The organism is Gilliamella sp. B14384G12, from assembly GCF_016101825.1.
Classification (GTDB): domain Bacteria; phylum Pseudomonadota; class Gammaproteobacteria; order Enterobacterales; family Orbaceae; genus Gilliamella; species Gilliamella apicola_N.
Window position 1 is genome coordinate 114,433 of record NZ_JACFPU010000001.1, and the last position, 15,653, is coordinate 130,085.

General features: G+C 32.4%; 9 protein-coding genes. 2 read left to right on the forward strand and 7 right to left on the reverse strand.

Annotated features, from left to right (window positions below; all coding sequences use genetic code 11):
- The first annotated feature begins 169 nt into the window (after positions 1–169).
- Positions 170–850 (forward strand): HD domain-containing protein, encoded by a 681-nt coding sequence (locus tag H3S73_RS00485; protein WP_198235887.1) that lies wholly within the window; start codon positions 170–172, stop codon positions 848–850.
- Positions 851–1,013: 163 nt separating this feature from the next.
- On the opposite strand, the gene H3S73_RS00490 is transcribed toward H3S73_RS00485, so the two are convergent.
- The 7 genes from H3S73_RS00490 to H3S73_RS00520 form a co-directional block, all read right to left on the reverse strand.
- Positions 1,014–1,937: an AEC family transporter gene (locus H3S73_RS00490; RefSeq protein ID WP_144091292.1), complete on the reverse strand. Its 924-nt coding sequence runs from the start codon at positions 1,935–1,937 to the stop codon at positions 1,014–1,016.
- Positions 1,938–1,961: 24 nt separating this feature from the next.
- On the reverse strand, positions 1,962–4,607 hold the full coding sequence (gene glnD, locus H3S73_RS00495) for a bifunctional uridylyltransferase/uridylyl-removing protein GlnD (protein WP_198235886.1): 2,646 nt from the start codon (positions 4,605–4,607) through the stop codon (positions 1,962–1,964).
- A 337-nt stretch (positions 4,608–4,944) separates the two neighbouring features.
- A complete protein-coding gene (nrdB, locus tag H3S73_RS00500) occupies positions 4,945–6,075 on the reverse strand; it encodes a class Ia ribonucleoside-diphosphate reductase subunit beta (RefSeq protein ID WP_039128970.1) in 1,131 nt (376 codons plus the stop codon).
- A 140-nt stretch (positions 6,076–6,215) separates the two neighbouring features.
- On the reverse strand, positions 6,216–8,501 hold the full coding sequence (gene nrdA / locus H3S73_RS00505; RefSeq protein ID WP_198235885.1) for a class 1a ribonucleoside-diphosphate reductase subunit alpha: 2,286 nt from the start codon (positions 8,499–8,501) through the stop codon (positions 6,216–6,218).
- Between the two features lie 341 nt (positions 8,502–8,842).
- A complete protein-coding gene (locus H3S73_RS00510) occupies positions 8,843–10,231 on the reverse strand; it encodes a hypothetical protein (RefSeq protein ID WP_198235884.1) in 1,389 nt (462 codons plus the stop codon).
- A 693-nt stretch (positions 10,232–10,924) separates the two neighbouring features.
- Positions 10,925–12,331: a hypothetical protein gene (locus H3S73_RS00515; protein ID WP_198235883.1), complete on the reverse strand. Its 1,407-nt coding sequence runs from the start codon at positions 12,329–12,331 to the stop codon at positions 10,925–10,927.
- Positions 12,332–13,021: 690 nt separating this feature from the next.
- A complete protein-coding gene (locus H3S73_RS00520; protein ID WP_198235882.1) occupies positions 13,022–14,362 on the reverse strand; it encodes a replication-associated recombination protein A in 1,341 nt (446 codons plus the stop codon).
- A 175-nt stretch (positions 14,363–14,537) separates the two neighbouring features.
- Here H3S73_RS00520 and lolA point away from each other — a divergent pair, with 175 nt between their 5' ends.
- Positions 14,538–15,131 (forward strand): outer membrane lipoprotein chaperone LolA, encoded by a 594-nt coding sequence (gene lolA / locus H3S73_RS00525; RefSeq protein WP_198235881.1) that lies wholly within the window; start codon positions 14,538–14,540, stop codon positions 15,129–15,131.
- Positions 15,132–15,653 lie beyond the last annotated feature (522 nt).

Genomic DNA, 15,653 nt, shown 5'->3' on the forward strand with positions numbered 1-15,653 from the left:
AACACAAATCAAAGAATAATGAATTATCTAGTAACTTAATATTTTCAAGCTTAATTAAATTAATAGCCATCTAATTGTGGTAATCTATTTAATTTAGGTTTAGCAAAATCTTTACCAAAATTTTTAAATTGCTATTTTCACATTAATTAAATGGATAATTATAAATTAAATGAGCACAGACCAACCAATTGAATTAACACAAGAACAATATCAGATTATTGAAAAAATAAGAATTTATGTTAAGCAAAAGCTTGCTAATGATTTTTCAGGTCATGACATGGCACATATTGAGCGCGTAGTTGGATTAGCAAAAAAAATTTTACCTTGCGAACCAAAAGCTAATGCCTTTATCGTAATTTTAAGTGCTTATTTGCATGATGTCATTGATGAAAAAGTTATTAATGATGTCAATGAAGCGACAAATGAATTATATCATTATCTCAATTCACTTAACATTTTAAGTGATGATATAAAAATGATATTCGATATTATTGAAAATATGTCTTACCGAAAAAATCTAACTGGTAAAAAAACATTATCGTTAGAAGGGCAAATTGTACAAGATGCTGATCGCTTAGATGCTATTGGAGCAATAGGGATTGGACGAACGTTTTATTATGGAGGTAATAAACATAATATTATGCACGATCCAACTATTTTACCAAGAACGGTTATCAATGAAGAAAATTATAAACTACCCAATACTGTAATTAATCATTTCTATGAAAAACTGTTTCTACTTAAAGATATGATGAACACAGAAAAGGCCAAAAAACTGGCTATATCGAGACATAATTTGTTAGTTGAATTTGTTAAACAATTTGAAAACGAGTGGCAAGGTAAAGATTAATCTTACTATGGTCAATTGATTGGTAGCAATGGCTTTAACGTTATAATTGATTACCCTTTTTAAATGGTATGTCTGGGAGTGATGATGACCTTGTTTATTAATAAAAATAAGGTTTTTTATCGTTTGATTTAGCGATCTCCGATAAGGAGAACGCTACTTTGTATCAAAAAGGAATAGGGGCGTCAACTAACCATAGCACAGTTGGTAATGTTATCAAACTTAACAAGGTACTCATTAACGTTGCACTTGAAACCAGTTCAGGATTGGTATCAAATTGGACTGACATTAGAGTAGTATTAGCAGCGCTTGGCATTGCAGCTAATACAATTAATACTTGTTTATAAACAGGTAAAATTGGCATAAAGTAGACCAAACAAGTAGCCACCAATGGTGAAATTATCATGCGGGTTAATAATGAAAATGAAAGTTTAGGGTAATCAAGCTGTGTGATCTTTATTTTAGCCAGTTGCATTCCTAAAATAATCATAATAACTACAATAGATGAATCCCCAATCATGCCAATGGATGTCATAATTGATTTAGATAAAGGGACGTGGCATAACTGAAAAATAATACCTAAAAATGCACCATAAGCAACAGGCATACGGATTACTTTCTTAATAACATCTTTTTGACTGACAATATCACTATGAGAACTCCCTTTTACCGCATAATAAATACCAACCGTACTCATCACAAATTGTTGTAATACCATCATAATTACACCAAGATCAAACCCTATGCTACCAAAAAATACTAATAGTACAGGGGTTCCGTAATTACCGTTATTCATAAAACAAGAGCTTAAAATCATGGCACAACGTTCTTTAGTCGAATATTTCATGATTATTGACCAAATTGAGATGATGCATACTAATGATAAGCAAAGTCCTAAAATATAAAAAATGTAATATAGGTAATCAATGGTTAGTGTATGGATATAAAAAGTTTTAAATGCTAAAAAAGGCGAAAGCACATACAGTGACATTTTTGATAAATTAGCTACATCAAATTTTAATATTTTCTGGGAAATAAACCCGACGATAAAAATACAAAAAATAGGAAACAAAATAATAAAAAATTGCATAAACCATATCCTGGATTTGAATAATTAATTTAATAATTCAATAGCATTAACAATTGATTCTCGTAATTGATAACAGGTATTATCATCAAGTGCATTATTATTTTTATCTGTTAAGATAAATAAATCCTCAATGTGTTCGCCGATAGTTGCAATTTTAGCACTACTCAATGATAAATCTAAATTGGCAAATACTTCACCGACACATGCAAGTAATCCTGGTCTATCTAATGCAATGAGTTCCATGTACGTTTGCTTTTCATTGAAAGCAGATAAAAAATTAACTTGTGTTGGAACCAAAAACGATCGTAATCTTTGTTTGGGTGGTTTAACTGTCACACCTTTGTAAACTGGTTGTTGAAGGGCTTTAGTTAGCGCTTGTATAATGCTTGGATGCCTATCCTTTTGTAATGTTTGACCATTCGGCTCTAATACAATAAAAGTATCAAGTGCAAATCCTTTTTTATTTGTAATAATTAGGGCATCATGGATGCTTAAGTTATGATTGTTAAGAGTATTACATACTGTAGCAAACAGATAAGGTCTATCAGGCGAATAAATAATTATTTCAGTACCACCATGATAAGGATTTGGATTAATCAATACCAGTATTTGGTTTAAATCATGCGTTAATAAATTTTGTACATGCCAGACAATTTGTTCTGTGGTGTACCGCAGAAAGTAGTCAATGCGATAATCTAACCAAAGATTTTTTATTTTCTGTTCATCATAATTTTGCTTAAGTAAGATAGTCAATGCTTCCTGTTTATGTTGACGAGCAATGCTTCGTTGCTCTGGTATTTGATGGATACCAGAATCAAACGATCGTTTTGCTGTTTCATACAGTTGGCGCATTAAGCTTTGCTTCCAACTATTCCAGAGGGTTTCATTTGTTGCGCAGACATCGGCAACAGTCAAACACAGTAAATATTGTAAACGTTGCTCACTTTTTACAATTTGAATAAATTCGCGGATAACTGCCGGATCTTGCAGATCGCGACTTTGAGCTGTTACTGACATAAGTAAGTGATAACGTACTAACCAAATGATTAAATCTGTATCTCTAGACTCTAATTCATGTAATTTGCAGAATTTTTCTACTAATTTAGCACCTATTTCAGAGTGGTCTCCATGATGGCCTTTACCAATATCATGAAATAAACCAGTAATAACCAGTAGTTCAGGTTTAGATAATTTAGCAAAAACTTTAGAACTATTAGGGTGTCTTTGTTTGCCCGATTCTGTTTTAAGGCTATCAAGCTCAAGCAGTAAGCGAATAGTGTGTTCATCAACGGTATAAACATGGAATAGATCAAACTGCATCATCCCCGCAATATGTTTCCAACCTGGTATATAGGCAGTAAGGATGCCATATTGATGCATTGGTAAGATTGCTTTTTTTATCGCATCTGGGTGTTTAATAATTTTCATAAACAGTGATCTTGCTTTTGCATCTTCACTGAGCAGAGTGGTTAATTGTCTTCGCGCTGAACGTAGTTGTCTAATCGTGTTTGAATAAAGTCCAATAATTTGTGGATTAAGCAATATCGTATAAAAAAGTTGCATAATCATAACCGGATCTTTTTTAAATAGATTGTCATCTTTTACATCAATGAGCTTTTCCCTAATCTGAAAATGTTCATCTATATCATATATTTTATTTTTTGGATTAAGCTCCAGTATCGTCTCATCAAAAAGCTGTAATAACATCTGATTGAGCTCAGTAATATTGCGGGCAACACAATAATAATCGTGCATCATTTTTTCGACTGGAGTATTGCCTTGACCTTGATAACCAAGCATATTAGCAATGCTTAACTGGCGATCAAACAGTAAGCGATTATCATAACGCGTTATGACACTATGTAGTGCAAAGCGCATACGCCATAAGAATTTTCGACATGTCCTAAAGTCTTCAATATCTTCAGGAGTCAAATAATCAAAGTGAGCTATTTTTTGTAAGAACTCTTCACCAAAATGACGAATCGCAATCCACTGTACGATTTGCATATCGCGAAGCCCGCCGGGGCTATTTTTTAAATCAGGTTCGAGATTATAACTGGTACTATGATATTGCTTATGACGATCTTGTTGTTCTTTAACTTTAGCCCGGAAAAAAGTAGCTGAGGGCCAGATCTTATCACTAAAGATATGTTTACGCAGTTCATTTAATAATGATTGATTACCAGCGACTATTCTTGATTCAATCAAGTTTGTCATGATGGTAATATCATTTTTTGCTTCTTGTAGACAAGTCTTTAACGTTCTAACACTATGACCTATATCTAAATGAAGATCCCAAAGCAAACGAATTAAATCACTGATTTTTTGTTCAATCTCTTTAGCACATGGATAATCACTTAATATTAATATATCAATATCCGATAATGGATGAAGTTCAGTCCGTCCATATCCGCCAACGGCAATCAAAGCTGTACGGTTTTGTTTAAAAACAGAGGAGACTTGTTCAGGAATTTGAAAATAAAGCCATAAACGTTGCAACAACTCATCAATAAAATGGCTGCGTAAATGCACTAAAATATCAATATCGACATTTTGTTTAAATTGTGTGACAGACCATTGTTGAAAGTCATTAAGTTGTTGTTTGAGGTAGTCAATATTTATCTGCTCATCGCTAAAATTAAGCGGCGAATTAGGGTAAAACGTATGCATTTGAGTCATAGTCATCATATCAAATTAGGATGATTCATTTGTCATATCGTTACCTGATTTTAAAGTACTGTCAAGTTACAGTTATTTGAATTGTTTATAAGTTTTAAAAATAATTCTTCCTATTTAATTGATAAAACAATATTAAGTAAATTGGTCAGTTAATGGATACTAGATTTGTATGTGATAATCAATTAATTTTAAATAATAAATATTAATAATCATTTTATAAATTATACAAACGATTATTAATATTTTTATACAACTTTTTGAATAAAAAGAAACTTTAAAGGTTTCTCTTGAAAAAAAGTTTGAGGTTAACTATACGTTTAAGTAAAAACTACAATTTAAAATCACTCAAATCATCTTCGTTAATCTCAGCGTCAATTTGCCCAACTAAATAAGAACTCATTTCAGCTTCTTGTGGAGCTACTTGAACATTGTCTGAAACAAGCCAATTGTTAATCCATGGGATTGGGTTGGATTTGACTTGGAATGGTAATTTTAGACCAACAGCTTGCATGCGGATATTTGTGATATATTCGACGTATTGGCATAAGATATCTTTGTTTAGACCAATCATTGAGCCGCTTTCAAATAAGTATCCAGCCCACTCTTTTTCTTGATTGGCCGCTTGCAAAAACAGCTCATAGCAATCTTGTTCACATTCTTTGGCAATTTCAGCCATTTCAGGATCATCTTCACCACTGCGCAAAGTGTTGATCATAAATTGTGTACCAGTTAAGTGCAGAGCTTCGTCACGAGCAATAAGTTTGATAATTTTAGCATTACCTTCCATTAGTTCACGTTCAGCGAAAGCAAAAGAACAAGCAAAACTGACATAAAAACGAATAGCTTCAAGTGCATTAACACTCATTAGGCAAAGATAAAGCTTTCTTTTAAGCTCACGCAGATCTATGGTTATGGTGCGGTTGTTAACCGTGTGTTTACCTTCACCTAATAAATTGTAGTAACTTGCATAACTAATAAGATCATCGTAATAACCTGCAATGTCGCCTGCGCGTTTTTGAATTTCTTTATTTGTGACAATATCGTCAAAAACAACGGAAGGATCATTAACAATGTTACGAATGATATGTGTATATGAACGAGAGTGAATGGTTTCTGAAAATGACCAAGTTTCTACCCATGTTTCTAGTTCAGGAATAGAAATGAGTGGGAGCAGCGCTACATTTGGACTACGACCTTGAATTGAATCAAGCAAGGTTTGGTATTTTAAATTACTGATAAATATGTGTTTTTCATGTTCCGGCAAAGCCGCATAATCAATGCGGTCTTGTGAGATATCCACTTCTTCTGGTCGCCAGAAAAAGGAAAGTTGTTTTTCGATTAATTTTTCGAACATTTCATATTTTTGTTGATCATAACGAGCAACATTTACCGGTTGGCCAAGAAACATTGGCTCTTTAAGTTGATCATTATGTACATGCGAAAAGGTACTGTAATTCATACTCATAAAATAACTCCTAATTGAGTTTGGTTGCTTTTACCGCCACCTTTCGTCATTAGAAAAGAGGGGGGAATCATTAGGGGGTTATCAATTCCCCTAAATACGATACTATGTATCAATGTTTCTATAATCTAAATTAATTAAATTTTACAAGCTCCACCTTCACAGCCATCGTCACTTCCAGTTAATGCGATATCACCTTGAATATCTTCAGCGCCATCACGAGTATTATGATAATAAAGTGTTTTTACACCAAATTTATAAGCTGTCAATAAATCAGCTAATAGTTGTTTCATTGGTACTTTATCATTTGGGAATTTAGTTGGATCATAATTAGTATTGGCTGAAATGGATTGATCTATAAATTTCTGCATAATTCCAACTAAATGCAAATAACCAGTATTATTTGGAATTTGCCATAACAATTCATAAGCATTTTTTAGATTTTCATAATCCGGCACGACTTGTCTTAAAATACCATCTTTTGATGCTTTAACACTAACATAACCGCGAGGAGGTTCAATACCATTAGTTGCATTAGAAATTTGTGATGAAGTTTCTGACGGCATTAATGCTGATAAAGTCGAGTTACGTAAACCATAAGTTTTTATTGATTCACGTAATGATTCCCAATCATAATGTAATGGTTCATTACTAATGGTGTCTAAATCTTTTTTATACGTATCAATCGGTAAAATACCTTGTGAATAAGTTGTCTCATTAAATAGTGAGCAAGCACCTTTTTCTTTCGATAAATTGTTAGAAGCTTTTAACAAATAGTATTGCATAGCTTCAAAAGTGCGGTGTGTTAAATTATTGGCACTGCCGTCAGAATATTTAACGCCATGTTTAGCTAAATAGTAGGCATAATTGATCACGCCAACGCCTAGTGTTCGACGATTGATCGATGAATTACGGGCAGCCGGTACGGGGTAATCTTGATAGTCAAGCAGTGAGTCAAGGGCACGTACGGTTAAATCCGCTAATTCTTCAAAATCATCAAGAGAATCAATTTTTCCTAAGTTGAAAGCAGACAGGGTACAAAGTGCAATTTCCCCTTTTTCATCATTAACATTATTAAGCGGTTTAGTTGGTAACGCAATTTCCATACATAAATTGGATTGATGGACAGGCGCTAATTGTGCATCGAATGGACTATGAGTATTACAATGATCAACATTTTGTATATAGATTCGACCCGTTGATGCACGTTCTTGCATTAACAATGAAAAGAGTTCAATTGCTTTTACTACACGTTTGCGGATAGTTACGTCTTGTTCATATTGATGATAAAGTGTTTCAAATTTATTTTGATCAGCAAAAAATGCATCATAAAGTCCGGGCACATCTGATGGACTAAATAGTGTTATATTTTCGTTTTTAATCAGCCGTTGATACATCAACTTATTAATTTGTACACCATAGTCCAAATGACGAACTCGGTTTTCTTCTACACCACGGTTATTTCGTAAAACAAGTAAACTTTCAACTTCTAAATGCCAGATTGGGTAAAATACGGTAGCTGCACCACCACGTACACCACCTTGTGAACATGATTTAACCGCAGTTTGAAAATATTTATAAAATGGAATACATCCAGTATGAAAAGCTTCTCCGCCTCGAATTGAACTCCCTAAAGCACGAATACGTCCCGCATTGACACCAATACCTGCGCGTTGTGATACATATTTGACAATTGCACTCGACGTTGCATTAATTGAATCTAGGCTATCATCACATTCAATAAGGACACATGAGCTAAATTGACGTGTTGGGGTTCTAACGCCTGCCATAATCGGTGTTGGCAATGAAATTTTAAATGTTGACACAGCATCGTAAAAACGTTTGATATAATCAAGTCGAGTCTCTTTTGGGTAATTAGCAAAAAGACAAGCTGCAACTAAAATATATAAAAATTGTGCACTTTCATAAATTTCACCTGATACACGGTTTTGTACTAAATATTTACCTTCTAGCTGTTTTACTGCTGCGTAGGAAAAAGACATATCTCGCCAGTGATCAATCATCTTATCCATTTTTTCAAACTCTTCTTGAGTATAATCTTCAAGTAAATGTTTGTCATAATGTTTACTCTCTACTAATTTTTTAACGTGTTCAAAAAGAGGCGGTGGGGTAAATTGATTAAAAGCTTTTTTACGTAAATGAAAAATGGCTAAACGAGCAGCTAAATATTGATAATCAGGTGTTTCTTGTGAAATTAGATCGGCTGCGGCTCGAATAATTGTTTCATGAATATCAGATGTACGAATGCCATCATAAAATTGGATATGTGAGCGCAACTCAACTTGGGAAACTGAAACATTCTCTAATCCCTCTGCTGCCCAAGTAATTACTTTATGGATCTTATCAAGATTAATCGGTTCTTTTTTACCATCTCGTTTAGTGACGAGCATTAATTTATTCATTTTTCATCCAATGTCCTGTTGTCTTGTGAAAGATATAATAATTGATATTTGTCAAAATATACAATATATAGTGCCTATTAATAAATTAATTACTATATATAGTATATTTATTAATTTATATTATTTATTTTAAGAACTAAAACTGGTTAACAAAGTTTTAAATAATTGATAATTTTAGATTATATAATGATGATAATATGAGATGACGTTTAAAATAAACACAAAAAAATGTGTGGTTAAGAATTTACTAATGAATCGTTTTTTGAAGTTATTATTTAAGAGTTAACATTCAATAAAAATAAGCTCTATTTACAAATAGAGCTTAAAAAGTTACTAATGCTTTATTTAGGTATTGAGGCGCATACAGCATTTTTATTTTCTTTTTCGTTAGGACGACAGTGGTATACACCTGAATCTATATGTAAGTCACAAACTTGCCCTTCACCGTTATCTCCTGCTGTTGGTTCCCATACATAAAAGCGTTTGTAACTGCCATTTTTATGAGGTGCAAAAGAACCTGGATAAGATTGTTGATTTGCATCACCCCATTCACTGATTAATCTGCCGATTTCACGTGTAAATTGTCCTGAACCTTTTGATCCTAAAACAGCATTACTTATTTCCTCAGCATTACTCAATTCATAATGACCTTTTTTAGCCTCACATTCAGCAACAACATCTGCGACTTCACCTGTTAATGCTTTATATACGTCTCCATCAATTTTTTGTTTCCAAGCATCGAACCACATAGTTAAAGTGAATGTATATTGAATTTTTTTATTGTTTGTTGTATTTACTCCTTCAATAATAACTTTATATCCTTTGCCTGAACCGATAATATACTCCCAAGCTTTTCCTGTATCTTGAGCATCAGGTCCATTAAACAATACCGTAACTACATTCGCATCACTGTCATCAATATTAACAAGTTCGCTACCTTGCTTTACATGCCAATTATAATTATTGACAATACCATCTCTAGATAAAAGTAGATCAAATTTAGCCCCGTAAAAACCGGTAGTTGGAAAGTTTTTTGTTGGATCAATATTGGATTGAGTTAAAAAACCATATTTTGGATCCCACTGATCTTTATCACTACCAGCAACAGTACTAGGGTTTAATTCAGGTCTGGCAAAGCAAACGCCAACATCATCAACAACTGTATATGTTACTGATGGCTGAGTATTGATAACACTGTTGGGATAGGTATTATTATCTGGCTCACCATATTGAGAAAATAGGACTAAATCAGCAGATAGTTTCACTTTAAAAGGTGCATATTTTTCTTCAGCAGCCAATGAACAAAATGTATCACTATCTTTCGGTGTAAATTCAATATCATTATTGTTAGCATCTGTATAGTACCATATCATACTAATATCACCGTCAACACCCAGATAATCTAATTTATCACCATCCCTATCAAAAAATTGTTTATCATCTGGTTGTTTGATTTTTGCTACTTTTATTTTATTTTGAAATGGATAGCTGGTTGGAACAGGCATATTAGTTATTTCACTACCATAATAATCTTGATCATCAACATTTAAGCCAAATAACTCCAAATTCTCAATATCTATCTCCAATTCTTGTGATAAAGATGGACGTGATCCTTGAATTGCTTGTGCTGTTTGGGATGTAAAATATCCATAACTGCTGTTCGAAAATTGCAACAAAAGTAAAGTATAAGTAATTATTTTTATATGACGGCTAACGGTTATTAATTTCACTATTTTATATCTTTCATTAAATGTTTATTGGATAAAAAGTTTATTTACGTAGACTTTTCTATATTTATAAAAGAATATAACTTAATTATTAAGTTTCAGTCGGAAAGAAAAAACAGTTAAATAATAGTTAATTCATGTGATTAACAGATGTAAGGTTTTAGCAATAGGATTAAAAGCTTTTTAAAACTGATAATGAAGTTAATTATTATTAATTGTTATATTGATAATTATTAGTTAGAAATGAGTAAAAGAAAAAACTAAAAAACCAACGATTTAAATGATAATGATCATCTATGAATGGATAGTCATTGTTATGCACTGAAAATTACTAATTTTTATGTTTATGTATCGATTCATAAACACTATTTTTATCTTTACTAACTTCATATTAGCAATAATAATTAGCATTCCAGAAATGTTTATCATTAGATATATTGTTAAGTTTATTAGAAAAACAAAAATATTAAAATGAAAAATAGATGATTAAAATCAGTAGAACTCTTAAATAATGCATTGAAATAAACATTTTTTATTCTTAATACTAAATAAACTGTTATTAAAGGTTATTTTAGTAATTTTTGAGAGAAATAAATAATATGAAAGGTATTGAAGAAAAGAACAATCATTTAAATGACAATGACCATCTGTTTATAGATGGTCATATATTTAAGAAAATTGGCTAGCATTTAGATATTAGGGTTTAAATGAAGCACAGACAGCATTTTTATGTTCCCTTTCTTTTTCACGGCAATGAAATCTACCGTCGTTAAGATGTATATCACAATACGCACCATCGGCATCACCATCATCATCATTAAATCCTGGGTTATATACATAAAAACGTTTGTTGGCATTGCCTCTCTGAGGACCAAAAGAACCAGGATAATTATCTTGGTCAACGTCACCCCATTCGCTAATTAATGAACCTATTTCACGTGTAATATAAACATTCTGACTTGTAGCAGTCTCAATAGCATCGCTTATATCGTTAATTTGACTTACACGATAATGACCACTTTTACTTTCGCATCCTTCAACCACTTCCGCAACGCTACCTCTTACAGCCCTTAATCTATTATTGACAAGCTCTTGTTTCCAAACGTCAAACCATTTAGTAATGGTAAAAGCATATTGGATTGTTCTATCTGTTTTAGTATTTTTTCCCTCAATAACAACTAAGTATCCGTTGCCAGAGCCACCCATAACATGTTCCCAAGCTTTTCCTGTATCGTTTGCATCTGGTCCATTGAACGTTACCGTTGGTATATTGGTCCTAGCCGATTTGGTAACCGTTACAAGATCACTGCCTTGTTTTACATACCAGTCATAGTCGGCATAAAGATTATTTTGAGATAAGATTAGATCAAATTTAGCACCAACAAAACCAGTAGTTGGAAAGTTTTTTGTTGGGTCAACATTGGATTGAGCTAAGAAACCATTTCTTTGATTCCACTGACTTTTATTACTAGAAGGAACATTATTCGGTGATAATTCTGGTCTTGCATAACAAATTCCAACATCCTCTATAATAGTAAAGGTCGCCGACGGTTGATTCTTGATGACATCATTAGGATAAGTAGTAAAATCAGGATCACCATATTCAGAAACCAAGACTAAATCAGCCGATAATTTCACTTTAAAGGGTGCAAATTTTCCATCACTGGCCAATGAACAAAATGTATCACTGTCTCTTGGTGTAAATGATAATTCTTTCCCTTGAGCATCTGTATAGTACCATTCCATGTTAATACCATCTATAGCTGATAAAAAAGATAATTTATCACCATCTCTATCAAAATACTCATTTTCATTTGGTTGCTTAATCAATGCTGGGGTAAATCGATTCATGAATGGGTAACTAGTTGGAACTGGCATTTGAGCTATTTCTTCATCACTATAATAACTTTTATTATCAATATGCAAACCAAATAATGGTTTTAATTCACCAGTATTTATTAAACTAGTTTCTAATGCATCTGATAATCTTGGTTTTGTTCCTTGAATTGTTTGAGCTGTTTCAATAGTTAGGTTAGCATAACTTAACTGAAAAAAAGGTATTAGCAGCAAAGCATACCGAGTTTTTTTAAAGGATCTGATCATTGTATTCACTTTCATGTTTAAAATTGTTAATTGTTACTTTTATTATGTAATTATTTGTTTTATATATATTATAATTGGTTTGTTTTAATTAATCATTTGATATATCGAATGATTAATAAGCTGATTATAATAAAAATAATATAGCTAGTCGATCAATTATATTTAAAACTACCGTTTTTTTTAATTTTTATCAAAATTTGTTTGTTTAAAATGTAAAAATTAACGATATAGCTGATTCTAACATATAGAAATGAGCATCATATGTACAATTATGGGGATCGTATCTCATAAAAATTTTTAAATAAACAATATTTTTGTCAATTTTTGTTTATTTAAAATATTATAATTTATTGTATATACAATAATAATATCTCTTAATGTAAATGATACGCATTATTAAATATATTGAGTCGCATACAATTTTAAATATGGACTAGTAAAATTAACGTATCTTAGGCCATGAATTAATGATCTTTGTAACCTTTTTCTAAATTGATTGTGATAATATCGGAACATAACAATAGTTTTTGGCAATTAATATTTACGAAGAAATTATCAATATATTAAGTTAAGCGTCACTAAGCTTTGTGTAACTTTTGAGAATTGTCCATCCACTAAAAGAAATACATGTTTAATTTCGTTAAATAGAAAGTAATCACTTTGTCATGAGATGACCATTTTTCAAATATTTTAATCTTTTGAGGATTTGTAACGTTGAATTGGGCTGGATTGATTTTGCGATTCTAACCAAGCAAGTTTGTCACTATAATTTTTTTCTGCTCCCCGCGTAGTTGGATAATAATATTTGCTATCGGCTAGTTCAGGTGGAAAATAATTTTCTCCTGCTGCAAAGGCGTTAGGTTCATCATGAGCATAACGATACTGAGCCCCGTACCCTAACTTTTTCATTAAATTTGTTGGTGCATTACGTAAATGTTCTGGAACATCATAATCAGGCTTCGATTGTGCATCAAGCATAGCTTGTTTAAAAGCTAAATACACGGCATTACTTTTTGGTGCACAAGCAAGATAGACAATTGCTTGGGCGATAGCACGTTCACCTTCAGCCGGACCAACCCGTGTAAAGCAATCCCATGCAGCGAGTGCAACTTGCATTGCCCTTGGATCGGCATTACCCACGTCTTCGGACGCTATGGCTAATAATCGACGGGCAACATAAAGTGGATCACCACCTGCTGAAATGATTCTCGCATACCAGTAAAGTGCCGCATCAGGAGCTGAACCTCGAATAGATTTGTGAACAGCAGAAATTAAATCATAATAACGATCACCTTGATTATCAAATCGAGCACTACGTTCGCCTATCACTTCTTTAAGTAATGTAGGTGTAAGGGGTTGTCCGTCAGACATATCTACTAAAAGTTCAAGGGTATTTAGGGCGCGTCGAGCATCTCCACCCACAAATTCAGCAATCTGTTTTTTGGTTTCATCGGGTAGCTCAATGTTATACTTACCATATCCGCGCTGTGGATCGTCCATTGCTTGTTGTAAAATTAACTCAATGTCATTTGTGGTTAATGATTTGAGCAGATACACACGAGCACGCGATAATAATGCAGAATTTAATTCAAATGAAGGATTTTCAGTGGTAGCACCTATAAATGTTACAGTACCATTTTCAACATAGGGTAAAAATGCATCTTGTTGACTTTTATTAAAACGGTGAACTTCATCAACAAATAAAATAGTACGAATCCCCGCTTGCTGATTGATTTTTGCTCTTTCAATAGCTTCGCGAATATCTTTGATCCCTGACGTTACTGCTGAAACTCTTTCGACTTTTGCGTTAGCATGATGGGCAATGATTTCAGCGAGAGTCGTTTTACCTGTACCAGGCGGTCCCCATAAAATCATCGAATGTAAATTACCCGCTGCAATTGCTTTGGATAGTGGTTTGTTTGCACCTAAAAGCTGTGTTTGACCAATATATTCTGATAACGTACGAGGACGCATTCTTGCCGCTAAGGGCTTAAATTCTTCTGTCGTAAATTCAAAAGACATACTAGGCATAACACATTGAGTCCAGTTTTAGAAAGTTATGGGTATTATATACTTGTTAGATGAAATTAGTGAAAAAGAAAAGAAAATATCTTTTCCCCCTAACCAAAAAACAGTAATATTTTAAGCAAATTCAATTATCAAAGTTGATTTGAATATTGCCAAATAAAGTACATAAGGATGAGTTATGAAAAAGTTTTTATTATTAATGGGATTGTTGATTAGCGTATCAGTATGGGCCGGCGATAAAGAGTTGTTACAACAACGCCTTAATAAAATTGATGGATTTTATGCACATTTTTCTCAAGAAGTGAAAACAGCTGATAACCAATTGGTACAAGAGGGGAGAGGAGAACTTTGGGTTACAAGACCTTATTATTTTAATTGGACAATGAATGAACCTGATGAAACTTCAATTATATCTGATGGAACAGATATGTGGGTATATACGCCGGCGGTTGATCAAGTAAGTGTCATGGATTTAAAAAAAGCAGTTGATAATCGATTAATGCTACTGATAACTGATAGTCACAATGCCATTTGGAATGTTTATAATGTGACTCGTAAACAAGATTCATTTACATTAAAACCAACAGATGGATCCAATCAGGATTTTGTTATTTCGGTATTACCAACTGGCATGATTTCTAACTTTTCCATTATTGAAGAAGATGGACAACGTAGCTACTATGAATTATCTAACCAAAAACTTGGCAAAGTTGACTTAGGCAAATTTAAATTTACGCCACCAGCAGGTATAGCGATTGATGATCAACGTTAGTTCTATATAGAGATAATTAGAGTGTATGGATATTTATCATCCATACTTCTAGTTAATTTTATTATGTTTAACCGTTATTAATAAAGTTAGTCATAAATATCATAAATGTTATAGATCTTTAATAATGATATCAGATAAAAGATTATTACTATGTAAAATGTTAGTGAATGTCTTTTATCTGAACTCAGTTATGCCTATTCAATTTTTCAATAGAATCTTTATATATCTTTCTGAAAAATATTATTAATTTTCAAAACACTATCAGCTTATTTAGCATCAATATTGAATAATTTAGGGTTAAAAAATAGTATTGATTTGCAGTCGCCAAAACGACCGATAAAATAACTTTCTTCATTATTTTATCGGAACATTTTTGAAGTATCTTAATGTCGTATTGGTTTGACCAATTTCGATTATCAAATATAAAAAAGGTTTTTTTGGTATTTATTTGTAATGTTTAAATTAATCAGAGTACCTGATCCTATTATTCGCCTGTCATATAAAATATAAGGTCAGTTGATA